Here is a 24546-nt window from a genome sequence, read left to right as displayed (position 1 = left end):
CCCGCAGAGAAAAGGGTAAAAAGGGCAGTTAACTGTAACAAAATTATGCAAGCCTGGACAGGAAGAAACACCGGCCCAACGATGTTTTACCGTTGGAAGACGCTGTCTGGAAGGAGTTTTACACAGGCTGACATTACTGAAGGTATTTTGACTCAACAGGATAGCGCAGCCTGAATGAAGAATGCTATTTTTCGCCGTTAGCCACCGTATCTGGCATGACGACCGGATTTTCAGCAAACATGTAGCGGTCAACGTTCAGTTCGAAGTCATCCGTCGTGGCATTAAACAGCATCAGCCGGGTGTTCTCCAGGTGCTGCCACATGGCCATTTTACTGGCTGCCGGGTCTTTACGCATCAGGGCTTTAAGGATGTTGTCGTGGTCTTCACACCAGCTTTCAATCGACTTGTCGTCAATGTGTTCATGCAGTTTCAGCCAGTAGGGGTTGTGCAGGCGGTGTAACCACATTTTTTCGACAATCGCGGCCAGCGCGCTGTTTTGCGTCGCCAGGGCGATCTGCACGTGGAACTTCATATCCCATTCGGAATCGCGGAAGCGATCTTCTTTACGTGCCTGTGCCTGAATGTCGATCAGTTGCACGATATCCTGGCGTGTAACCTGCGTGGCGGCAAATTCTGCCACATTACTTTCAATCAGCTGGCGCGCCTGAAGCAGCTCAAAGGGGCCGAAATTGGCAAATTCCAGCTGGCTGCTGGTGGTGACCCGATTTTGCTGAACCTGGGAGATGACGTGGATGCCAGAACCTTTGCGCACTTCAACATAGCCTTCGACTTCCAGCATGATAATCGCTTCACGGACGACGGTGCGGCTGACCCCCATCTCTTCGGCGATGAAACGCTCTGCGGGCAGTTTTTCGCCCACCTGATAAACTCCCTGCTCAAGGCGTCGCTTCAGCCCGGCAGCCAGCTGTTGATACAGACGGCGCGACTCGGTTAATTCCATACTCCAGACTCTCCCCAAAAGGTCACACTGAGAATGGAATTTGTTATACCACTTTTCACTGTGGCGGGTCGACCCTCCCGCAAAACTGTACTTGTGGTGATAGCTGTACTGGCCGACCGAAACAAAAGGTCGGCCAGTACGGTGAGAATACGTCAGGGGCGCAGGCGGAATTACGCTGAGTGCTGCGTCATCCCCCCCACTCGCTTCGCCTTTTTCTCCTGCTCAAGCTCTGAAATCGGTTTGTTTTTCAACAGCGTCCAGATGGCGACCGCGCCTAGCAGATCAAACACCGCCAGCGCCGCGAACAGCGGGCTGAAGCCCATAGTATCCGCCAGCGCGCCGACCACCAGAGCAAACATGGTGCTGGCAGTCCAGGCGGCCATTCCGGTCAGTCCGTTCGCGGTAGCCACTTCATTGCGACCGAAGACGTCAGAAGAGAGCGTGATCAGCGACCCGGACAGCGCCTGGTGGGCAAAACCACCGACACACAGCAGGGCAATTGCCGCATACGGGCTGGTAAACAGCCCAATAGTGCCGGGACCAATCATCAGCAGCGCGCCCATGGTCACCACCAGCTTGCGCGAGACAATCAGGTTAACGCCAAACACGCGCTGGAAGAACGGCGGCAGATAGCCACCGACAATGCAGCCGAGGTCGGCAAACAGCATCGGCATCCAGGCGAACATCGCAATCTCTTTCAGATTAAAACCGTAAGCCTTGAACATAAACAGCGGGATCCAGGCGTTAAAGGTGCCCCAGGCGGGTTCGGCCAGAAAGCGCGGCAGGGCAATCCCCCAGAACTGACGGTTGCGCACAATCTGCCAGGCAGACATCTTCCTGCCATTGTGCGTCTGATGCTGAGCCTCCTGACCGGAAAGGATGTATTCGCGCTCTTCAGGATCGAGTTTTTTCTGATCCTTCGGATGCTTATAGAATACCAGCCAGCACAGGGCCCAGACCAGGCTCAGGACGCCGGTGATGATGAAGGCCAGCTGCCAGCTGTGGGCGACGATAGCCCACACCACCAGCGGCGGGGCCAGCATCGCGCCGATAGAGGAACCGACGTTAAAATAGCCCACGGCAATCGAGCGTTCTTTCGCCGGGAACCATTCGCTGCTGGCTTTCAACCCGGCCGGGATCATCGCCGCTTCGGCTGCGCCCACCGCGCCGCGGGCAATTGCCAGCCCGCCCCAGCTTCCGGCCAGCGCGGTAGCGGCGCAGAACACCGCCCACAATATGGCGAACAGGGCATAGCCGATTTTGGTGCCCAGCACGTCCAGAATATAGCCCGCCACCGGCTGCATAATGGTGTAGCAGGCCGAGTAGGCCGCCACAATATAGGAATACTGTTGCGTGGTGATATGCAGCTCTGTTTCCAGCGTAGGAGCCGCTACGGCGATGGCGTTACGCGTCAGGTAACCGAGAATCGTACCGATGGTCACCAGGCCGATCATATACCAGCGTAACCCTTTAATTTTACGCATCTAAAACCTCTTCCCGTAATTATTATTGATGTCACGTGATTAACGCGCACCTGTATGGGGCGGGACGGCCTGCTGCATTTCAGCACCCGCACTGTCTGTTGACGACAACCTTGCCTGCTCATTCTCGAACGCCGTCACGATAACTTGTCATACAGATTTAAAAGTTGAGAGCCATCACAAAAACCATTTTTTTGACAGGGGATAATAAAAGGGCTTAAAAGACAGGCGGATAGCACCTGATGCAACGGCTGGAAGATTTAATCACGGATAAATAGTGGTGTTTTTGTGATCGTATTCTCACTATTAATTCAGCGCTAGCCATAATTGGTATGATAACTTTACTGGCATCAGACCCAGCAGGAGACATCGTATGTCACGCTTTATGAGTGAAGACTTTTTACTGGACAGTGAGTTTGCCCGTCGGCTTTACCACGATTACGCCGCCGACCAGCCGATCTTCGACTATCACTGCCATTTGCCGCCGCAGCAAATCGCGGAAAACTACCGTTTCAATAATCTGTATGACATCTGGCTGAAGGGCGACCACTACAAGTGGCGGGCGATGCGTGCGAACGGCGTGCCGGAAGCGCTGTGTACCGGGGATGCCAGCGACCGGGCGAAGTTCGACGCCTGGGCGCGCACGGTGCCGGACACCATCGGTAATCCGCTGTATCACTGGACGCATCTTGAGCTGCGTCGCCCGTTTGGCATCACCGACACGCTGCTGTCGCCCGCCACCGCCGATACCATCTGGAACCAGTGCAACGCGCTGCTGGCAGAGGACGCGTTCAGCGCGCGCGGCATCATGCAGCAGATGAAGGTGAAAATGGTCGGCACTACCGACGACCCGGTAGACGATTTGCGCCATCACCGTGCGCTGGCTGAGGACCGCAGCTTTACCACCAGAGTGCTGCCAAGCTGGCGACCGGACAAAGCCTTCAACATTGAAGCGGAAGGGTTTACCGACTACCTGCAAACGCTGTCGGCGGTGGCAGATGTGGCTATCACCCGCTTTGATGACCTGCGCCGTGCGCTCAACGTGCGGCTGGACCACTTTGCTGCCCACGGTTGCAAAGTCTCCGATCATGCGCTGGACGTGGTGCTGTACGGCGAAGCAGACGACGCCACGCTGGACGCTATTCTGGCGCGTCGCCTGGCCGGCCAGATCCCGCAGGAAAACGAAATCGCGCAGTTCAAAACCGCCGTGCTGGTGTGGCTTGGGGCGGAATATGCCCGTCGCGGCTGGGTGCAGCAGTACCACATCGGTGCGCTGCGCAATAACAACCGCCGTCAGCTACAGCTGCTGGGGCCGGACGTCGGGTTTGACTCGATAAACGACCGCCCGCTGGCCGAACCGCTGTCGAAACTGCTGGATGCGCAGAACCGCGACAATGCGCTGCCAAAAACTATCCTCTACTGCCTGAACCCGCGCGATAACGAAGTGCTGGCGACAATGGCCGGGAACTTCCAGGGGGAAGGCGAGCCGGGCAAGATGCAGTTTGGCTCGGCCTGGTGGTTTAACGACCAGAAAGATGGCATGGAGCGGCAGATGACCCAGCTGGCGCAGATGGGGCTGCTGAGCCGCTTTGTCGGCATGCTGACCGACAGCCGCAGCTTCCTCTCTTACACCCGCCACGAATACTTCCGCCGCCTGCTGTGCCAGATGATTGGCCGCTGGGTGGAAAAAGGCGAAGCCCCCGGCGATATCGCTCTGCTGGGGGGGATGGTGCAGAACATCTGCTTTAACAATGCGCGCGACTACTTTGCCATTGAGCTGTAGTCCCCGTCGCAGAGGAGAAGGCATGCGCAAGCTGAACAGAAACGAATTTCCCGGGCCACACTACCCGGAACGCATCATCCAGTTTGGTGAGGGCAATTTTCTGCGCGCCTTTATCGACTGGCAGGTCGACCTGCTTAATCAGCACACCGACCTGGCGGCAGGGGTGGTGGTGGTGAGGCCGCGCAGCAGCCGCAACAGCCGCAGCCTGAACAGTCAGGACGGGCTGTATACCACCGTCATTCGCGGGATCAATCCGCAGGGCGAGGTGGTCAGTGAGCCCCGACTGATCCGCGCGGTGAACCGCGAAATTCAGCCCGCTGAGGATTTTCAGGCGTTTATGGCGCTGGCGACTGACCCGCAGCTGCGTTTTGTGGTGTCTAACACCACCGAAGCGGGCATCTACTGTGATCCGGCGGATACGCTGGAATCTGCGCCCCCGGTCAGCTTCCCGGCCAAACTGACCCGCCTGCTGCTGGCGCGCTGGCAGCATTTTAACGGTGCGGCAGACAAAGGCTGGGTGATGCTGCCCTGTGAGCTGATCGACGATAACGGCGACGCGCTGCGTGCGCGGGTGCAGCAAACCGCGCAGCACTGGCAGCTGCCCGCCGCCTTTATGCAGTGGGTGGAGCAGCACAACACCTTCTGTTCCACGCTGGTGGACCGCATTGTGACCGGTTATCCCGATGACGCCGACGCGCTGCAAGCCGAACTGGGCTACCGCGATGACTACCTCGTGGCCGGAGAAGTGTATTACCAGTTGGTGATCCAAGGGCCGGAATCGTTAAAGCAGGCGCTGCGGCTTGACCAGCTGGATCTGAATATCACCCTGGTGGATGACATCAAACCCTATAAAGAGCGCAAAGTGGCGATCCTCAACGGCGCGCACACCGCCATGGTGCCGGTGGCGTTTCTCGCCGGACTGGAGTCGGTAGGGGACGCGATGGGCGATCCGGCGATTGCCGGATATATCGACAGCACGCTGCGTGGCGAGATTATCCCGACGCTGGCCCAGCCGCAGGAGGAGCTGAACGCCTTTGCGGATGCGGTGCTTACCCGTTTTCGCAACCCGTTTATCCGCCACCAGCTGAGCAGTATCGCCCTCAACGGCATGACGAAGTTCCGCACCCGCCTGCTGCCTGCGCTGCTGTGGCAGCATTCCCGACGCGGAACGCCGCCGTCTCAGCTGAGTTTTGCCCTGGCGGCGCTGCTGGCTTACTACCGGGGCGAATGGGGCGGTAAGCGCTATCCGCTCCAGGACGATGCGCACTGGCTTTCACGCTTTGCCACGCTGTGGCCGCAGGCTGACGCTCACGCCATTACTCTGCGCCATCTGGTGGATGAGGTGCTGAGCGACACGGCGCACTGGGGACAGGACCTGACGCAGCTTAGCGGGCTGGCAGAGTGCGTTACGGCGCAGCTACAACAGATGATAACGCTCGGCATGCGTGCCGCGCTGGCGCAGTTGAACCCGGACGGTAACCATGCAAAGTATCATTAAAATTCACAGCCTGGACAACGTGGCGGTGGCCCTGCGTGACCTGGAAGAGGGGGAGCACGTCAGCGTGGCGGGGCACTCCCTGGTGCTGACGCAGGCGGTGGGGCGCGGGCACAAATTTGCCCTGCAACCTCTGGCGGTTAATGCGCAGGTGATGAAATACGGCCTGCCGATTGGTCATGCTACCCAGCCGGTTGCCGCCGGAGAAATTATTCATTCCAACAATGCGCGCACCAACCTCAGCGACCTGGATGAGTACCAGTATCAGCCGGATTTTGCCACGCTGCCGCCGCAGGCGGCCGACCGCGAGGTAGAGATTTACCGCCGCAGTAACGGCGACGTGGGCATCCGTAATGAGCTGTGGATCCTGCCGACCGTGGGCTGTGTCAACGGCATTGCCCGCCAGATCCTGCAACGTTTCCTCAAGGAGACGGCAGACGCGCCCGATATTGACGGCGTCCATCTGTTCAGCCACCCCTTCGGCTGTTCGCAGCTGGGGCAGGATCACGTCAACACCCGCACCATGCTGCAAAATATGGTGCGCCATCCCAACGCCGGCGCGGTGCTGGTGATTGGGCTGGGGTGCGAAAACAACCAGGTGGACGTGTTCCGCGCAACGCTGGGCGAGGTTGACGACGCACGGGTTAAGTTTATGGTGTGCCAGCAGCAGGATGATGAAGTGGAAGCCGGTCTGGCTTTACTGCATCAGCTGTATGACGTGATGCGCCACGACCGTCGCCAGCCGGGGCGGCTCAGCGAGCTGAAGTTCGGCCTGGAGTGCGGCGGCTCGGACGGCCTGTCGGGGATTACCGCCAATCCACTGCTGGGGCGTTTCTCCGACCAGACGATCGCCAACGGCGGCACCACGGTGCTGACGGAAGTGCCGGAAATGTTCGGCGCGGAGCGCATTCTGATGAGCCGCTGCCGGGATGAGGCGACGTTTGCTAAAACGGTCAGCATGGTCAACGACTTCAAACAGTATTTCATTGCCCACAACCAGCCGATTTATGAAAACCCGTCGCCGGGCAACAAAGCGGGGGGGATTACCACGCTGGAGGAGAAGTCGCTGGGCTGCACCCAGAAGGCCGGACAGAGCCAGGTGGTGGATGTGCTGAAGTACGGGCAGCGGCTGGTGCAGCCGGGGTTAAATCTGCTGAGCGCACCGGGTAATGATGCGGTGGCGACCAGCGCACTGGCGGGGGCGGGCTGCCATATGGTGCTGTTCAGCACCGGACGCGGCACTCCCTACGGCGGTTTTGTGCCGACGGTAAAAATCGCCACCAACAGCGAGCTGGCGGCGAAAAAACCGCACTGGATTGATTTTGATGCCGGTCAGCTGATCCACGGCGTGGAGATGCTTGTGCTGCTGGCGCAGTTTGTCGATACCATTGTGGCGATTGCCAACGGGCGACAGACGCGTAACGAAGTGAATGATTTCAGGGAGCTGGCGATATTTAAAAGCGGGGTTACATTGTAATTCTGTTGGCGGAAATCATCGCCAGGGGCGCAGGGGCTGACCTTCTTTTTCGGTCAGCCCGCTGCGGGTTACGCCTTTTGCACGGTGCGGCGATCTTCCGCCATACAGGCTGCGGCGGTAAACAGGATATCCGCCGACGAGTTCAGCGCGGTTTCTGCCGAATCCTGCAGGACGCCAATAATAAAGCCCACCGCGACTACCTGCATTGCGACCTCATTCGGAATACCGAACATATTGCAGGCTACCGGGATCAGCAGCAGGGACCCCCCTGCCACACCGGAAGCGCCGCAGGCGCAGATTGAAGCGACCAGGCTCAGCAGAATAGCGGTCGGGATATCAACGTGGATCCCCAGGGTGTTGACCGCCGCCAGCGTCAGGACGGTAATGGTGATAGACGCCCCTGCCATGCTGATATTGGCCCCAATCGGAATGGAAACCGAATAGGTGTCTTCATCCAGACCGAGTTTTTTAGCCAGCGCCATATTCACCGGAATATTGGCGGCAGAGCTGCGGGTAAAGAAGGCGGTGACGCCGCTTTCGCGCAGGCAGGTAAACACCAGCGGATACGGATTACGGCGGATCTGCCACCACACCAGCAGCGGGTTAAACACCAGCGCCATCAGGAGCATACAGCCGATCAGCAGCACCAGCAGGCTGGCATAGTCCCACAATGCATCAAAGCCGGTAGAGGCCAGAATCGACCCGACCAGGCCAAAAATGCCGATCGGCGCGAAGCGGATGACCATACGCACCAGATGCGTGACGGCGTCGGAGGCATCATTGAGGAAGGTGCGGGTGCTGTCGCTGCTGTGGCGGAAGGCAAAACCAAGGCCGATGGCCCACACCAGAATACCGATATAGTTGGCTTTCATCACCGCTTCAACCGGGTTGGTCACCATGCTCATCAGCAGGCCGCGCAGCACTTCCAGAATCCCGGACGGTGGCACAATGTCAGTGCTGGCGCTCTGCAAGGTCAGATTCTGCGGCAGCAGATGGCTGGCCACCACGGCAACGATGGCGGCGCAGAAGGTGCTGAGCAGGTAAAGCATGATGATCGGGCGGATATTGGTTTTCTGCCCCTGCTGATGGTTGGCAATCGAGGCGATCACCAGCACCAGAACCAGCAGCGGTGCCACGGCTTTCAGCGCGCTGACGAACAGCTCTCCGAGCAGGCCGACGGCGAGGGCATTGCTTTTTGAGAACCAGGCCAGGGCAATACCTGCCACCAGTCCGATCATAATTTGGGTGACCAGGCTACCCTGCAGCAGGCGTTGAATCAGCCCGCGACCACTGTTTTCTGTACGCATATATTAAAGTCGCTATGGTTATCGATGTGTCTGGGGTGTTTGCGAGGGGGAGTATAAGGAAATGTTCGGGCAGGGGAAGGGAAAAAGTAGGGGGCGACCTTTTTTTCCGGTCACCCCGTGCCAGAGGGCCGATCGAAAAAGAGGATCGGCCCTGACAGAAATGGCTGGTCTGCGCCGTTAAGAAACCTTACGGTCGTTGCGGTAATTGACCACCGCATTGATAATCAGCGTCAGCGCCAGAATACCGCCGACGATGCCCAGGGAAATGGCAATCGGGATATGGAAGAAGTCGACAATCAACATTTTCACCCCGATAAACACCAGGATCACCGACAGGCCATATTTCAGCATGGTGAAACGTTCCGCCACATTCGCCAGCAGGAAGTACATGGCACGCAGGCCGAGGATGGCGAACAGGTTAGAGGTCAGCACGATAAACGGGTCGGTGGTGACCGCGAAGATCGCCGGAATACTGTCGACAGCGAAAATCACGTCGCTCAGTTCGACCATAATCAGCACCAGCAGCAGCGGCGTGGCAAACAGCACGCCGTTTTTGCGTACAAAGAACTTCTCGCCTTCGATTTTGTCCGTCATACGCATATGGCTGCGCAGCCAGCGCACCAGCGGCTTATCACCGATGGCACTGTCATCTTCCTTCGCCAGCGCCATCTTGATACCGGTAAACAGCAGGAAGGCGCCGAAGATGTACAGCAGCCAGCTAAACTGGGTCACCAGCCAGCTTCCGGCAAAGATCATGATGGTACGCAGCACAATCGCGCCCAGCACGCCGTAAATCAGCACCCGGCGCTGCAACGCAGCCGGGACGGCAAAGTAGCTGAACAGCATCAGCCAGACGAAGACGTTATCGACTGCCAGCGCTTTTTCAATCAGGTAACCGGTGAGGAACGCCAGCGCCTGGGTATCCGCGACTTCGCGCCCCACGGTGTCGTTGAGATACCACCAGAAGGCCGCGTTAAATAACAGAGAGAGCGTGACCCAGACCAGCGACCAGGCTGCCGCCTGCTTCATGGTCATGGTGTGCGAGCCGCGACGGCCCTGCAACAGCAGGTCAATCGCCAGCATAATCACGACGACGACAGCGAAGCTGCCCCAGAGTAACGGTGTGCCGACAGTGTTCATAAGAGTATCCCGTGCAAATAAAAAATGGCCAACGTCGGAAGACGCCAGCCACATTATTATTGTCGCTGTAAGCAAACCTCGCCTCCCGGCAAGGTCTCACTTACAACCAGGATTTGGTTGCTCAGTAACCGGACATCATGTGGATGTCGTATTGACGATTAACTGACGAAGAAGTTACTCCCCTTTGCTGAGGCAAAAGATAGGCGGGCAGCCGCCGAAGGTCAATCTTCTTCAGTAATATTTAGAAATATTTACACAGCCACGCTGTCGGCCGGGAACACTACTCCGGTCTGACGGCGGATCTCGGTCAGCACTTTCGCGGTAATGCGTGACGTCTCCAGCCCCGGATGATCAATCTGATGATTTTCAATCAAACGGACGAACACCTCGGCTTCATACAGCATGGTATTGATGTGCTGCGGCTGGGTGAGGTCCTGCGCCTTACCGCCGCGCGGCACAAAGCTGACGCGCTGGCATTCGGAGACGTGCTCAACCACCAGCGAACCGTCCTCCCCCTGAATCTCACTCGGCAGCGTCGACTGGCTGACTTTTGAGTGCTGTAAGGTGACGTCGAAATCACCGTAGTTGAGGATCACCGTGCCGTGGCCGTCCACGCCGCTTGCCAGCAGGCTGGCGCTGGCGGTGATACTTGCCGGTTCACCCCACAGATTCACGGCCGTCCCCAGGCAGTAGTAGCCAATATCCATAATCGAGCCGTTAGACCAGGCGGGATTGAAGGTGTTAGGGTTCTCACCGTCGAGGTAGCGCTGATAGCGTGAAGAGTACTGGCAGTAGTTAATAAAGGCTTTACGCAGCGGGCCGACTTTGGGTAACGCCTGTTGCAGCGCCAGGAAGTTCGGCAGGCTGGCGGTTTTGAATGCTTCAAACAGCACCACCTGATGCTCGGCGGCACAGGCGATCATCGCTTCAACTTCGCGCAGGTTAGAGGCCAGCGGTTTTTCACAGATCACATGCTTGCGGTGGCGCAGGAACAGCAGTGACTGCGGGCAGTGCAGGGCGTTGGGACTGGCAATGTACACCGCATCAATGGCGTCTGACTGGGCCATCTGCTCCAGAGAGTCAAACAGCAGATCCACCGGATAATCACTGGCAAAGGTCTTTGCCTGCTCCAGCGAACGCGAATACACGGCGCTCAGCTTCATTTTTCCGGTTTCATGGGCAGCATCGACAAACTGACGGGTGATCCAGTTGGTTCCAACGACGGCGAAGCGAATCATAGCGTTCCTGTGTGGCTGAGTGGACGAAAAAGCAGATTACCATCTGTGTGAAGTGTGGCAATGACAAAAAGGTGTGATTTGATTTTTCGTTTATCCTCTCGCACCATACAGAAAATCATCCCGAGGGAAGCTGATGAGCGTTCGCAGCCCGCAGAGTAAACATGCACTTAACTGGACCAGCATTCTGGTCGCTATTCCGGTCGGGCTGGTGGCGTCACTGGTGACGCTGGGCTTTCGCGAGGCCATTAATCTGATTGATGGCCTGCTGTTCAGCGGGCAGACCGATATCACCCGCGCGATGCAGGTTTACCCCTGGTACTGCTGGCCGCTGATTGTGGGTGCAGGCGGGCTGATCGCCGGTTTTCTGCTGCGCTATGCCACGGCTATTGAGCAGAAACAGACGGTACGCACGGATTATCTGGAAGTGATTAACGCGCAGCTGGACGCCGTTCCTACCCGCACGTCGCTGTTTCGCAGCCTGTCGTCGCTGGCCAGCATCAGCAGCGGGGCGTCCATCGGGCGCGAGGGGCCGATGGTGCAGCTGTCGGCTTTAGCGGGCAGCCTGATGGGGCGCTGGTGGTTTACCTCGCTGCCGCTCAAAAACAGCGACGTGGTGGCGATGGCCGCCGCCGCAGGGCTGTCATCGGTGTATCACGCGCCGCTGGCGTCGGCGATTTTTGTCGCGGAAATTGCCTTTGGCATCTCGGCCATGCAGCGTCTGATCCCGCTGATTATTGCTTCCGGCGTGGCGGTGTTAACCATGTGGTCGCTCGGCCACCGCTCCGCCATGTACCCGTTTTCTCAAAGTCAGTTTGACCTGACGCCGGGCAGCATCGCGCTGACTGTCGTCATTGGCCTGCTGGCGGGGCTGCTGGGCTGGGGCATGATCTGGCTGATTGGTCAGAGCAAGCGCTGCTTTGCCGTTATCAGCAGCCTGCCGCTGCGCCTCGGCCTGGGCGGGCTGCTGGTAGGCACGCTGGCGACGGGCAGCACCCAGATCCTCGGCAACGGCTATGAAGTGATTGTGCGCATTATGGCGGGGGATTTCCTGCTGTGGGCGCTGCTGGCCTTACTGCTGCTGAAAATGCTGGCGACGGCGATTTCCGTCGGCTCCAGCGCGGTGGGCGGGCTGTTTACCCCGGCGCTGCTGATAGGGGCTCTGATGGGGGAGATGGCGGCGCTGCTGGCATCCGCCGTCGGGCTGCCGGTTGGCGATGCGGAGGTTTTTGCCGCCGTCGGCATGGGCGCGGTGCTGGCTTCGGTCAGTCAGGCTCCGCTGATGGCGATGTTGATGGTGCTGGAGATGACGCTGAACAGCAGCCTGCTGTTTCCGGCGATGATCGCCTGCGTGCTGGCCTCCATGACCGTCTACCGCCTGCACTCCAGCAGCACCTATTCGGTCATGACCAGCCACTTCAGCCGCTCAGATGCTAAATTTGATTTTGATAACGGTATCATCTCGCAGTTTATTGTCTCCGGGGCCGCCCTGACGCCGCAGGACTCGGTAGGTAAAGCGCTGGCGGTCAGCTCCCTGAAGCGCGAACGGTTTGTTTACGTTATCAGCGAGCAGGGGGCGTTCCTCGGAGCCGTGTCGATTCACGATATCTCGCACAAAGTGCTGGATAAAGAGATCACGCTGACCTCACCGGTCAGCTGCGTGATGGACGCTGACTTCCCGACGGTGTACGAGAATCAGACGATTAAACAGGGCTGGGAGGCGTTCGCACGCGTGACGCTGGAGCGCCTGCCGGTACTGAATAACCCACGGGAACGTAAATACCTTGGGGCGCTGACGAAAACCAGCTTAATCCAGCAGGCGAAAGATTTTATCTGAGCCCGGGGCTGACAGAAACAGGGTCAGCCCTGGGAGTGATAATAGACGCCGAAACTTTGCATTTTCCTTTGAAAATCGGCTACCGTTCTGCATTTGAGCTTTTCCATGATTTTCAATTTATAATAACTGATGGTTTTAATACTGAGCGGAAGTTTTTGCGAAATATCCTTATGACATTTCCCTTCTGACAGAAAACGCAGTAAATAAAATTCCCGTGGGGTTAAAATATCGCGCTGGTCGTCATTGATTTCCGGTTGCTTTGCTTCGTAATTAAATCCGGGTGGGATCATACACAGTGCAAGATTGACCATGCTTTCATTTTTGAACAGCACGGTACAGTAAGGTAAGGTCTTACGCACATAGGCGATCAGCGCCGGGTCGCGCAGATGGGTGTAGATGACCATTTGCAGCATGGGGCGGCGGCGTTTAAGCGCTTTAAAATAATCAATGCAGGAAAACAGATTATCTTCATCGGTTGACAGCTCACACATCAGCACATTAATACGGTGATTTCTTAACGCTTCTTCCAGCTGAACTAATGAGGTGCAGCCAATCGTACGGATATTGCGAGCAGAATAATATTCCTCAAGTCCTTTAATGCAAAAGGCATTGCTATCGAGCATGGCGATATGAAACATAATGAGTTGACCGTGTGATTAGATTAATCTTATTACACTCTCAGCCCGGTTTATTGTCTATCAGCCTAATTCCATAGTTGTGTGGGAATTTTCTGACAGGATGACAAAGCAGTATTTTTCTTTCGGTAAAAGGGCAGCCTGACGCTGCCCTTCATTATTCTTTGCTGAGGAAGCGCTCAATAGCGTTGTTAAGGATCTTCAGCTCGCTTTCCGTCTCCTGCCACAGCGCGTCGGCCTCTTCCGCAGAGACCTCTTCCTGACGGCAGACATCCTCCAGCCTGCGGCACAGTGCTTCAGCTTTATTCGCGCTGATAATCTGGCAGGCACCCGACATACGGTGAATACACTTCGCCATCTCCGGCCAGTCTTCCAGCTCCAGCAGCTCGGCCGCTTCAAGCATATCCTGGCGCTGGGTGGTCAGCGTAACGCTGAGCAGGGAGTGTAGTAGCTCTTCATCGCCATGGGTCAGATTATTCAGCCCGCTGAAGCTGAGCATCTGCTCCAGCTCGCTGGGCGCGGGTTTATCTTTTGCCAGCCGCAGGGCGACCTCACCGAGCATCGCCTGTAACTGCGGCAGATGCAGCGGTTTGAACAGGCAGTCATCCATGCCTGCCTGCTGGCAGCGGGCACGTTCTTCCGGCCAGGCGTTGGCCGTCAGACCGACGATCATCAGCGGCTGGGTCTGATGGCTGCGGATCAGCTGGGTCAGCTCCAGACCGTCCATCCCCGGCATACTGCAGTCGGTGATGAGCAGATCGAACGACTGTTTCTGCCAGATTTCCCAGGCCTCTTCGCCGTCGCTGGCTTCGGTGACCTGGTGGCCTAGTCGGGCCAGCTGGCGGCGCAGCAGCATGCGGTTTGCCGGGTGGTCATCCACCGCCAGGATGCGCAGCGGCGGTACATCTGCCGCCGCAGGCAGGGCTTTCGCGGCGACCTCTTCCGGCCGTGAACTGCGGGTCGCCACCGCCAGAGTAAAGGTCACTTCCGTGCCTCTGCCCGCTTCGCTTTGCAGGGAGATATTGCCGCTCATCATCTGCACCAGCTGTGAACAGATGGCTAAGCCGAGGCCTGAGCCACTCTGGCGCTTTCCATCCTCTGCCTGCACCCATGGACTGAAGATATTCCCCTGTTCGTCAGGGGCAATGCCTTTGCCACTGTCTTTCACCGAGACGCTCAGCCTGACTTCATCGTTGTTCAACTGGGTGATATCAATATCGACGGCCACCTGGCCTTTTTCGGTAAATTTAATCGCGTTGCTGACCAGGTTAGACAGGATCTGGCGGAAACGCAGGGCATCGATAAACACTTCAAAAGGCATCACCGGCGGCAGCGTACAGCTCAGGCGCAGGCTCTTTTGCCGCGCCAGCCCTTCAAACACGCGCACCACCGGCGGTGCCAGCTCCGTCGTGCGTACCCATTCCGGGGCCAGCTCAAGGCGGCCGGACTCAATGCGCGCCATATCCAGAATATCGCCAATCAGGCCCATTAATGAGCGGGCCGATTCCCACGCTACTTTGACCGGTTCGTCGTCTTCGGTTTTACGTCCTGGGGCACTGACCGCCAGCTCCAGCAGACCGATGATGGCGCTGACTGGGGTACGAATTTCATGGCTCATGGTGGCAAGGAAGGTACTCTTCGCCCGGTTTGCCTGCTCCGCGCGCTCGCGAGCCAGCGACAGATCGGTGGTCAGACGCTGATGTTCCGTGACGTCGATCCAGCTGCAAATCAGTCCCGCTGTTTGCTGGGAATCGTCGAGGTAGCGAACGGCGTTGTGGATAACGCTGCGCTGGCTTTCACCGTTAAACAGCTGGAAAGCTCTGGGCTGTGGCTGCGGATCCGTGTTGCTTCGCTGTACTTCATCTTTAATCTCACGCCAGATGACATTCAGCGGATTGTTATCATCCGCCACGGTGCCGCGCGCACTGCTGACTTCATCACCTGTGAAAAATTCCTGCCATGACTGGTTAAACAACACCAGACCGCCTTCGCGATCGACGACATACACCGGGACCTGCACGCTGTTCAGCAGCGTATCGCTGAACTGCAGCTGGGATTGCAGGCTCAGCTGTGCCCGGCGACGCGCGGAAATCTGGCGGCGCAGATAGTAGATCCAGATGAGAGAGGTCATGCCAATCGCCAGCGTCAGGCCGCCCAGCAGCCAGAACTGGGTGCGGTAAACCGCCCAGGTATCCAGCTGCACATCCGGTGTGGTCTGCCATTTATTGATCACGCGGGTCATCGACCGTGGGGAAATATCGGCCAGGGCTTTATTCAGGATGCTGAGCAGCTCCGGCTGGTCGGGGCGTACGGCAAAGGAAATCTGCGATGATTCACTGCCCAGCGTCCTCGCAATTTTTAAGCCATTGCGGAAATAGCGGTCGATCATATATCCACCGCCCACCAGCGTATGCACGGCACCGTCCACTTTCCCTTCATTCACCAGCTGCATCGCGATGCTGGCATTGGCCACGGTGACGAGGTTGATGCCCGGATACTCTTTTCTCAGTTCGGGGATCAGCATATTGTTTTCGGTAATCGCTATGCGCGTACTTTTGTTCAGCGCCATTGGCAGGCTCTGAGACTGCCGGACCACCAGCACAAACGGAGAGGAGAAGTACGAGCGGGTAAAGCGCAGCGCGTTATCGCGCACCTCGCTGTAGCTGATGGCGGCAATAAACTGGCCTTTGCCTTCCTGCACGTCGCTGAACATCTCATTGACGGACTCCGCCATCACCGGGGTGAAATTGATGCCGGTCCGCAGACGAATAAGGCGCAGTAAATCCGCGCTGATACCGTAAAAATTACCCTGCTGATCGACCATGGTAAACGGGGCATACAGTGAATTTACCACCACCGGAATCGTCGGGTTTTCCTTCAGCCAGCGCTTTTCGCGCTCATTAAAGCTCAGCCGGTTGACGATGGGCAGCATGTCAGAGCCTTCACTCCACTGCTGATAGATAACCTGATTTTGCGTGGGCGGGATCGCTCTCAGCACGCTATTGACGGCATTCACCAGTTGGGTGTCCGAGGCGCGCATCAGAAAACGGGTACCCGGCTGACGCACCGGGAAAATCTCCTGTATCGCCAGCAGGTTATTATAGTTGCGCCCCACCAGATAACTGGCAGTGGTCAGATTGCCGAGGTAATAATCACTGTTGCCGAAAGCCAGTGATGCCAGCGCATCTTCATCGTTATCAAAACGCTGGATATTGGCATCGGGAAAGTGCTGGCTAAGCCAGTCGATATCAAGGTAGTGGTGTGACACGGCCAGGTGCAGGTTCTTCACCTGCTTCCAGTCATAACGACGATCGTTAATCCGCCGCATCAGCGTAGGGTTATCCGCCAGAAAACTCTGGCTGCCTACCAGAGTGGTATGGCTGGGCAGCGGGTTCCCGGTGGGGTCGGTCACCAGATCGACCTCGTGATCTTTCAGTGCCTGCAATGCCTGCTCGCGGCTGGAGAAACGTAAAACCTGCGAGCGTATTCCCAGATATTGCGCCACCAGCAGACTGTAGTCGGCGGTGATCCCTTCAAACTTACCGTTTTCGGTAAACATATCAAACGGTGGCGTTTCGGGATCCCAGACCCCGATTTTCACTTCGCGTTTTTCCCCCAGCCAGCGCCAGTCCTCATCGCTGATGTTGAAGCTGCGTGGGTTATAATTTTCGCGGCTGATAATGGACAGCACTTCAGGCGCGTCTTCTGCCCGCGCCATCAGCAGTGGACAGAGCAACACAAGCAGTAGCAGGACACGTTTTTTCACAGAGTCAGTCCAGGTGGTTGCGCCGGGCAAAATCAATCAGTGCCAGATTAGATTCCAGCTCCAGTTTAGTCATCACCCTGGTTTTATAGGTACTCACCGTTTTATTACTGATATGCATGCGTAGCGCAATATCGATCACCTTCATCCCCTGAGCCAGATAGCGCAGGACCTGGAGTTCACGACTGGAAAGCGATTTTAGCGATTCGGTTTCCTGCTCCGGGTGGGGGATATTGTCGCCATTTTTACGTTTCAGCGGGAAGTAGCCGTAGCCGCGCATCACCGCTTTGACGGCATCGCTCAGCTCTTCAAGATTATTACGCTTGCTGACAAAACCGTCGGCACCAATGCTCATACAGCGGCTGAGGTAATGCTCGTCATCGCGCGAGGTCAGCACCAGCAGGCCGCCTTTGAAACCGGTAGCGCGCAGCTTTTCAATCACTTCAATCCCGCTGAGCGAAGGAATATCCAGATCGACAATCACCATATCGGGTTCCAGCTGCCGCACCATTTGCAGTGCCTTCAGGCCGTCATCCGCTTCGCCCACCACGGTGTGCTGATCTTTTTCTAACAGCATCCTGATCGCCAGACGTGCGACGGGATGATCGTCAATCATCAAAATGTTAGCCATGACAACGCCTCTTGAATAAATGCTTTCCCGGATATTGTCATAATAATTACAGACTGTAAAAGTGAATTAATAAGAAATCACAGAATTATCTTATCCGCTGTAGTCCGTGAAGAAAAGGATGACAAAATAAGTAAAAAGGCCTGCTTAATTGCTGTTCATGTCTGATGTTAATTGTTTTTCTTTGGTCCTAATATCTGGAATCTATGTGTTTTTAATCAATTGGTTATGGATTTAACTGGTTGTTTTTTAATTATTCAATTTCAGATTTTCAGGTTTGGCGTTATTAATTTCCGCCTTCAGCAAAGGTCTTTCTATTCTTTGCGTCAGGGGGGCAATTCATTTTATTTGCTATAACGCGTCTGCTCAGGAACACGCAATGAATCAAATATTCAGACCTTCGCTATTATCTCAATGCTGCCTGCTGGCGCTGGCATCCGCTGCGCTTTCTCCCGCTGCACGGGCCGGTAACAGCGTGACCGACGGCTCGACCCTGCTGGTGACCAGTGGCTATACCTCCAGCCTTGCAGGGGATTATCCGCTGCTGGCCAGCGGCGCAGGCAGCCTGTTACAGACCAGCGTCCCCCTTACTTTCCGTACCTCAGGGAATAACCTGTTCGCCGCGCGCATCCTTGACGGCGGCGAAATGGTGCTGGCTGGCGCCACGCTTAGTACCAGTGGCTTACAGGCCAGCGGGTTGGATATCACCGCAGGCCTGGCCACGCTGCGCGGCGGGCTGATCGCCACCAACGGGGTTAACAGCAGCGCTGTCGCCGTGCGCGGTGACAGCCATCTGACCCTGGCCGATCTGGCGCTGGTCACTAACGGCAGCCAGAGCGTGGGGATTGATATGCGCGGCGGCACGTTGCAGGCAGATAACATCAGCCTGGTCACTAACGGTAGCAGTGCCAGCGGCATCGCCCTTGGCAGCGGTGTCTTTGCAACGCACGTAGACGCGGCGCTTAATGATGTCAGCGTGCTGATGCAGGGCACCGGAACGCAGGCGGCGATTGAAGTGGGCAATGCGCAGCTGAACGGTGACCGCGTGACGCTGAATGCGCTGGACCAGCACCGTGGCGTGGAGATCTACAACCCGGAAAACAGCCGTGGCGTGGTGACGCTCAGCAACAGCACCCTTGCTACGGAAAGCGGTGATGCCGTCTACCTGCTGAACGGGGATATCACGCTGAACAACAGTCAGCTGACGACGCAGACCGGTATCGGCGTCAACGTCAATAAAAATGCCAGCGCCATCCTGAACCAGAGCAGCGTGACCACCAGCGGATACGCTGCGGACGCAGTATGGATCGCGGAGGCCCATTCGCACGCACAGATCGCCGATTCGCAGCTGGTCACCAGCGGCAGTGCGGCCACGGCGCTGAATGCGCAGTACGGTCCTGCGACTATCACCCACAGCGAGCTGGAGACCAGCGGCAGCGGCAGCTACGGCATCTACACCCAGAGCCAGGTGGATGCCGATGGCGTCACCGTCACCACCTCCGGCAGCTCCGGCATGGGCGTATTTGCCGCGATGGGGGGACGGGTCAATATCAGCAACAGCACTATCACAACCGCAGGAGAACTGGCGGCGGGGCTGCTGGCCTATCCGGCTTCGACCATTACTGGCGATCGGCTGACCGTGACCACCACCGGTGACAATGGTTTTGCCCTCTGGGCACGTTCCGGCGAGCTGGCCATCAGCAACAGCACGCTGACGACTCAGGGCAACGCGGCAGGGTTGTACATCAACGGCAACAGCGCCGGTGATGCCAGTTCAGTCAGCCTCGACAATACGGCACTTATCAGCCAGCGTGCCAGCGGCATCCAGGTCGCGGGGGCGCAGGGGCAGCTGGCGTTGAGTAACGGCACTGTGGTGACGGGCGGCAGCGGGACGGTCCTGCAATCGTCCGGCGGCAGCCAGTTGGCCGTCACGGCCGATCGCCAGGTCACGCTCAACGGTGATATCACTATTGCGGCCGGCGACCAGGTGACGCTGGCCATGAGTGAGGGATCGACGCTGACCGGTGCGGTACAGAATCTGCAAACTCTGACGCTGGACGACAGCGTCTGGAACCTGACCGGGAATTCGGTTACCGGGACATTAAGCCACAGCGGCACGGTCAACTTTGTCCGCGACGGCGCAGGTTTCCACACCCTTAACCTCAGCGCCCTGAACGGCAGTGGGCTCTTCGTGATGAACACGGATATTGCCGGCCTGCAGGGCGATCTGATCGCTATTTCCGGTGATGCCAGCGGTGCGCATCAGATAAGCGTGCGCGACAGCGGGCGCGAACCGGCTGACAGCAGCGGCATTCTGCCGCTGGTGCATACCGCAGGCGGCAGCGCATCTTTCTCCCTGACCAGCGGTGTCGTGGATGCGGGCGTCTACCAGTATGAAATGCAGCAGCGCGGCGATGACTGGGTGCTGGCGGCGAAATCAGCTGGTGCTGACCCGGATATCTCAAGCCCGGATATCAGCGGTCCGCTTCCACCGCCGGCGCCAGGGACCGGTCCGGGAGTGGTGCCCGTCGTCGCGCCAGTGACGGCCGTCCCGGTTAACCCTGCACTGACGGCGTCATCCCGCAGCGTGCTGGCGCTGTCGAATGTGTTGCCGGTGGCGGCAGACGCCGAATTGAGCACTCAGCGAACCCGCGCTGGTGAAATCCGCAGCGGGCAGCAGCAGGGCGGCGTCTGGCTGCGCACGCTGGGCGGCCAGACACATCAGGACGGCAGCCGGGGAACAGATGCCAGGCTGCAACAGAGCGGCGTAATGATTGGCGTGGATAGCGCGCGCGAAGTGGGGGAGAGCACCTCGCTGTTCGGCCTGTTCACCGGCGTCAGCCATCACAACGTGCAGTACAGCGTCAGCGGCAGCGGCAAAATCGACAGTTACTTTATCGGTGCCTATAACACCTGGCTGCTGAACGATGGCTGGTTTGTGGATGCCGTGGCGAAAGCCAACAATTTTAACGTCAGCAACCGTGTGACCATGAGCGGCGGCGAGCAGAGCAAAGGCGGTTTCAGTACGCCGGGCTTCACGCTGTCGCTGGAAGCAGGCCGCCACATCGCGCTGAACGACGGCTGGTTTATCGAGCCCTCGGCGCTGGTTGCGACAACCTGGATCAAAGGCCAGAACTGGCAGATGGATAACGGCATGCAGGTGAAAAATGGTCAGATGTCGTCAAAACAGGGCGAGCTGAAGACGGTAGCCGGGCGTTCCCTGACGCTGGCAAACGGCGTCACACTGCAACCCTGGTTACAGCTGGCGGTCATTAACGAATTTGCCTCAGGGGATGATGTCAATCTCAACGGCCATGCGTTCCGCAACAACCGCTCCGGCCTGCGTGGTGAGGTGGGGGCGGGTATCGCCGCGCAGATACACCGTGATGTGCAGGTTTACAGCGAAGCGACCCATGCAAAAGGCGCTAACAGCGAGCAGCCTTGGGGGGGCAGCCTCGGCGTGCGCTGGAGCTGGTAAGCCATTACCCGCTGCGTCCTACAAAATGCGGGACGTGGACTACAGGTATGGCCTGCTAATCCGATGGAGGGTAAAGGCGCTGCGGCAGATAATGGCCGCAGCTGAATTTCCCGCTTATTTGCTTAACCCTTAACTTCTGGAATCTGTAATGAAAACTTCAATCACCGCTGTTACCCTGCTGGCATTGAGCCACGGGGCTCTGGCCGCAGACAGTGTCGATGTCCGCGTTGTCGGCACCATCGTTCCGGCCGCCTGCACTCCCTCCTTCCCGTCTGGCGCCGTCGTCGACTATGGCACGATCAAAGCCAGCTCGCTCAATCAAACCAGCTATACCGTGTTGAACGAGAAAGCGGTGGCATTTGCGATCACCTGCGAAGCGCCAACCAAAGTGTCCCTGCGTGCCATTAATGGCCGCCCGAATACCGCGCCGGACAGCCAGGATGGCAGCTACGGATTTGCCGTTGCACCGATGGGTATCTCTCTGCTGGGCAAATCGTTCCCATTGGGGGTTGCGGGTCTCGGGCTGGACGGCAGCAAAGCGATTGGTGGCTATGCGATGGCGCTGGACAACAGCAGCTTTAAAGCAGACGGCGTGGCGATATCGCCTATCCGTCAGACGTTTACTAATAACCCAAGCGTTTGGTCGGTCTCTGACGGTACGCTGTTCCCTATCACGGTTAATCAGGCCCCGCCAATTAGCTGGGCGCTGTCCGGACAACTGACCCCCGTCGCTTTTACCGCCTTAAGCGGCCAGCTGCGCGTGCAGGGCTTCCTGAATAAGGTTTCAGAAATGGATGTCTCAAAACCGATTCACCTCGACGGCCTGACCACGCTGGAAGTTAACTATCTGTAAGCAATGCCTTTAAAAGAAAAAGAGTGTCTGTAGGTGTCATTTTTCCCGCTCCGGCGGGATTTTTTTTGCCTGTAGTCCTTTAGTTATGGCAAAAAATGGTCGATAGATCCTGAGAGCAACTTTTTGCTTCCCTCAGGAGAACGCCATGAAACTGTCCCATTTTTCACTGCTGGCCGCGACGCTGCTGTGTGCTCATTCTGCCATCGCAGCGGATAGCGTTGCGCTGCGCGTCACCGGGGTCATTATGCCGGTCGCCTGTTCGCCAGAGGTCACCGGGCAGCCGCAAATGCCGGATCTGGCGATAAACTGTATGAAGCCGCGCGCGGTCAATATCCGCTGGATGGAAACCGGTAGCACCAGGCCGATCGCTACCCCGCAGCTGCACCATTCCCCAAATGCCACCCTGAAGCGCAGCATCGCATCGGGCGGTGCAAGCGAGCTGGAAATTTACTATCTCTGATAGCCTGTCGGGCTGACCGAAAAAGAGGGGCAGCCTCTGGGCCTGCCCTCACTCCTGACCTGTAGGCTGACGCCTACAAATACACATCCCCGGCCTTCATCCCCATAGCCCCGCTCTCATTCAGAACATTCCGTCGTCCTGCCACAATGATTTCACTGAGCAGCGAGACAGAAAATGCCGGAAGGGTTAACACCAGCGGCAACGATTGTTCCTCGACTGGCCGTCAGCATGAACTCAAACTTAACTATTGGAATACCTGACATGATGAAGAAAACTGTTGTTGCCCTGGCCCTGCTGGCCACTACCGCGTCTGCTTTTGCTGCCGACAGCGTTGATGTGCGCGTTATCGGCACTATCGTGCCTGCGGCCTGTACTCCGGCCCTGACCGGCGGCGGCGTGGTGGATTACGGCACCATTAAAGCCGACACCATCAGCGCGACCGACTACACCGTGCTGCCAGAGAAGCAGGTCAGCTTTGCGATTACCTGTGATGCACCGGCCAAAGTGGCGCTGATCGCCAGCAATGGCCGCACAGGCTCACTGGCAGGCGTCCCTGAGACAGCTAACGGAGCGGGTCGTAGCCCGGTTAACCTGTTTGGTCTGTCAGCCGTTGGCGCTGTGGGTTTGGGTATGGAAGGTACATCGCAAGTTGGTGGCTACGGCGTGCGTATTGACAGCAGCACGGTGACTGCTGACGGAGTGGCGGTTGACAGTCTGCGCGCCGACCGCAACGCAGGCTATGCTGACTCACCATGGGTTAAAGATAGCTACTCAGGGATCGTTTATTCTCCAAACTATCAGCGCCTGACTACCTGGGCTGCAACCGGTACTACCACGCCAGTAGCCTTTACCACACTGAGTGGCCAGCTGGGCGTGCAGGCTTATATCAACAAAGGTTCCGAGCTGGACTTGAGCAAGCCGGTGCATCTCGATGGCCTGACTACCATCACCCTGTACTACATGTAATTTCCCGGTATTACAGAATCAGCCGCTCCTTCGGGAGCGGTTTTTTTTGCCTGGAATAGGGCTGTAGTCCGCGCCCTACAGATCTTCATCCCTGGCCTTCATCAGACCGGCTGCGCTCTCATTCAGAATATTCCGTCGTCCTGCCACAATGATTTCACTGAGCAGCGAGACAGAAAATGCCGGAAGGGTTAACACCAGCGGCAACGATTGTTCCTCGACTGGCCGTCAGCATGAACTCAAACTTAACTATTGGAATACCTGACATGATGAAGAAAACTGTTGTTGCCCTGGCCCTGCTGGCCACTACCGCGTCTGCTTTTGCTGCCGACAGCGTTGATGTGCGCGTTATCGGCACTATCGTGCCTGCGGCCTGTACTCCGGCCCTGACCGGCGGCGGCGTGGTGGATTACGGCACCATTAAAGCCGACACCATCAGCGCGACCGACTACACCGTGCTGCCAGAGAAGCAGATTGCCTTCTCAATCACCTGTGATGCACCGGCAAAAGTGGGGCTGACCGTGGCCAATGGCCGTGCGGGCTCATTAGCTGGCGCGGTTGAATCCGCCTACAGCGCAGGCACTGCACCTGTTCAGCTGTTTGGTTTGGACTATGTGGCTGCTGCAGGTCTGGGGATGGACGGTGCGGCGAAAATTGGTGGCTACGGCGTGCGTATTGACAGTTCTACTGTAACCGCAGACGGTTCGGCAGTGGATAGTCTGCGTGCTGATACCAATGCGCAAAATACTGCCATCATCTGGACCAAAGATGCTTACGCAGGTATCGTTTACTCACCGGCCAACCAGCGCATGACCTCCTGGGCTGCAACCGGTACCACCACGCCAGTAGCCTTTACCGCACTGAGCGGTCAGCTGGGCGTGCAGGCTTATATCAACAAAGGTTCCGAGCTGGACCTGAGCAAGCCGGTTCACCTCGATGGCCTGACCACCATCACCCTGTACTACATGTAATTGCCGCCCGTGACTGAACAGCCGCTCCTTCGGGAGCGGTTTTTTTTGTCTTGAACCTTGCTGTAGTCCGCACCCTACA

The 24546-nt window shown here is 57.4% G+C and carries 18 protein-coding genes; 9 read left to right on the top strand and 9 right to left on the bottom strand.

Going from position 1 to position 24546, the window contains the following annotated elements:
* Positions 1-184: 184 nt before the first annotated feature.
* Together exuR and ABEH87_RS11810 are read right to left on the bottom strand one after the other, a co-directional pair.
* Positions 185-961: a transcriptional regulator ExuR gene (exuR, locus tag ABEH87_RS11815; protein WP_346576567.1), complete on the bottom strand. Its 777-nt coding sequence runs from the start codon at positions 959-961 to the stop codon at positions 185-187.
* A 170-nt stretch (positions 962-1131) separates the two neighbouring features.
* Positions 1132-2445 carry an MFS transporter gene (locus tag ABEH87_RS11810; RefSeq protein WP_346576566.1) on the bottom strand — a complete coding sequence of 438 codons (1314 nt, stop codon included), beginning with the start codon at positions 2443-2445 and terminating at the stop codon, positions 1132-1134.
* Between the two features lie 370 nt (positions 2446-2815).
* On the opposite strand from ABEH87_RS11810, the gene uxaC reads away from it, so the two are divergent.
* From uxaC to ABEH87_RS11795, 3 genes are read left to right on the top strand one after another with little or no spacing between them, the layout of a single operon-like run.
* Positions 2816-4225, top strand: a complete 1410-nt coding sequence (gene uxaC, locus ABEH87_RS11805) for a glucuronate isomerase (protein ID WP_346576565.1) — start codon at positions 2816-2818, stop codon at positions 4223-4225.
* Positions 4226-4247: 22 nt separating this feature from the next.
* A complete protein-coding gene (locus tag ABEH87_RS11800; protein ID WP_346576564.1) occupies positions 4248-5723 on the top strand; it encodes a tagaturonate reductase in 1476 nt (491 codons plus the stop codon).
* Complete coding sequence (locus ABEH87_RS11795) at positions 5707-7197, top strand: altronate dehydratase family protein (protein WP_346576563.1); 1491 nt, start codon at positions 5707-5709, stop codon at positions 7195-7197. The genes ABEH87_RS11800 and ABEH87_RS11795 overlap by 17 nt, the downstream gene beginning before the upstream one ends.
* 68 nt (positions 7198-7265) lie before the next feature.
* Here the strand turns inward: ABEH87_RS11795 and sstT are convergent, their stop codons facing one another.
* The 3 genes from sstT to ABEH87_RS11780 all read right to left on the bottom strand — a co-directional run bounded on the left by sstT (position 7266) and on the right by ABEH87_RS11780 (position 10882).
* Complete coding sequence (gene sstT, locus ABEH87_RS11790; RefSeq protein WP_346576562.1) at positions 7266-8504, bottom strand: serine/threonine transporter SstT; 1239 nt, start codon at positions 8502-8504, stop codon at positions 7266-7268.
* Between the two features lie 177 nt (positions 8505-8681).
* Positions 8682-9644 carry a TerC family protein gene (locus ABEH87_RS11785; protein WP_346576561.1) on the bottom strand — a complete coding sequence of 321 codons (963 nt, stop codon included), beginning with the start codon at positions 9642-9644 and terminating at the stop codon, positions 8682-8684.
* 251 nt (positions 9645-9895) lie between these two features.
* Positions 9896-10882, bottom strand: coding sequence for a Gfo/Idh/MocA family oxidoreductase (locus tag ABEH87_RS11780; RefSeq protein WP_346576560.1), 987 nt, complete (start codon positions 10880-10882; stop codon positions 9896-9898).
* 133 nt (positions 10883-11015) lie between these two features.
* Between ABEH87_RS11780 and ABEH87_RS11775 the strand changes: the two genes are divergently transcribed.
* The gene (locus tag ABEH87_RS11775; RefSeq protein WP_346576559.1) at positions 11016-12716 is read left to right on the top strand and encodes a chloride channel protein; all 1701 of its coding nucleotides are present in this window, start codon (positions 11016-11018) and stop codon (positions 12714-12716) included.
* 23 nt (positions 12717-12739) lie between these two features.
* Here the strand turns inward: ABEH87_RS11775 and ABEH87_RS11770 are convergent, their stop codons facing one another.
* The 3 genes from ABEH87_RS11770 to ABEH87_RS11760 form a co-directional block, all read right to left on the bottom strand.
* On the bottom strand, positions 12740-13354 hold the full coding sequence (locus ABEH87_RS11770; protein WP_346576558.1) for a LuxR C-terminal-related transcriptional regulator: 615 nt from the start codon (positions 13352-13354) through the stop codon (positions 12740-12742).
* 154 nt (positions 13355-13508) lie between these two features.
* The gene (locus ABEH87_RS11765) at positions 13509-17117 is read right to left on the bottom strand and encodes a transporter substrate-binding domain-containing protein (RefSeq protein WP_346576557.1); all 3609 of its coding nucleotides are present in this window, start codon (positions 17115-17117) and stop codon (positions 13509-13511) included.
* A 4-nt stretch (positions 17118-17121) separates the two neighbouring features.
* The gene (locus tag ABEH87_RS11760) at positions 17122-17745 is read right to left on the bottom strand and encodes a response regulator (protein WP_346576556.1); all 624 of its coding nucleotides are present in this window, start codon (positions 17743-17745) and stop codon (positions 17122-17124) included.
* Between the two features lie 376 nt (positions 17746-18121).
* Between ABEH87_RS11760 and ABEH87_RS11755 the strand changes: the two genes are divergently transcribed.
* The 4 genes from ABEH87_RS11755 (at position 18122) to ABEH87_RS11740 (ending at position 23499) form a co-directional block, all read left to right on the top strand.
* Positions 18122-21220 (top strand): autotransporter outer membrane beta-barrel domain-containing protein, encoded by a 3099-nt coding sequence (locus ABEH87_RS11755; RefSeq protein WP_346576555.1) that lies wholly within the window; start codon positions 18122-18124, stop codon positions 21218-21220.
* A gap of 148 nt (positions 21221-21368) precedes the next feature.
* Positions 21369-22073, top strand: a complete 705-nt coding sequence (locus ABEH87_RS11750) for a DUF1120 domain-containing protein (protein WP_346576554.1) — start codon at positions 21369-21371, stop codon at positions 22071-22073.
* Positions 22074-22218: 145 nt separating this feature from the next.
* Complete coding sequence (locus tag ABEH87_RS11745) at positions 22219-22533, top strand: hypothetical protein (protein WP_346576553.1); 315 nt, start codon at positions 22219-22221, stop codon at positions 22531-22533.
* Positions 22534-22794: 261 nt separating this feature from the next.
* Complete coding sequence (locus ABEH87_RS11740) at positions 22795-23499, top strand: DUF1120 domain-containing protein (protein ID WP_346576552.1); 705 nt, start codon at positions 22795-22797, stop codon at positions 23497-23499.
* A 75-nt stretch (positions 23500-23574) separates the two neighbouring features.
* On the opposite strand, the gene ABEH87_RS11735 is transcribed toward ABEH87_RS11740, so the two are convergent.
* On the bottom strand, positions 23575-23703 hold the full coding sequence (locus tag ABEH87_RS11735) for a hypothetical protein (protein ID WP_346576551.1): 129 nt from the start codon (positions 23701-23703) through the stop codon (positions 23575-23577).
* Between the two features lie 59 nt (positions 23704-23762).
* Here ABEH87_RS11735 and ABEH87_RS11730 point away from each other — a divergent pair, with 59 nt between their 5' ends.
* Positions 23763-24467: a DUF1120 domain-containing protein gene (locus tag ABEH87_RS11730; RefSeq protein ID WP_346576550.1), complete on the top strand. Its 705-nt coding sequence runs from the start codon at positions 23763-23765 to the stop codon at positions 24465-24467.
* Positions 24468-24546 lie beyond the last annotated feature (79 nt).

It is taken from the genome of Erwinia sp. Eh17-17 (assembly GCF_039675725.1).
Lineage (GTDB): Bacteria > Pseudomonadota > Gammaproteobacteria > Enterobacterales > Enterobacteriaceae > Erwinia.
The sequence above is the reverse complement of the archived record's forward strand: the minus strand, read 5'-3'. Positions and strand labels throughout refer to the sequence as shown.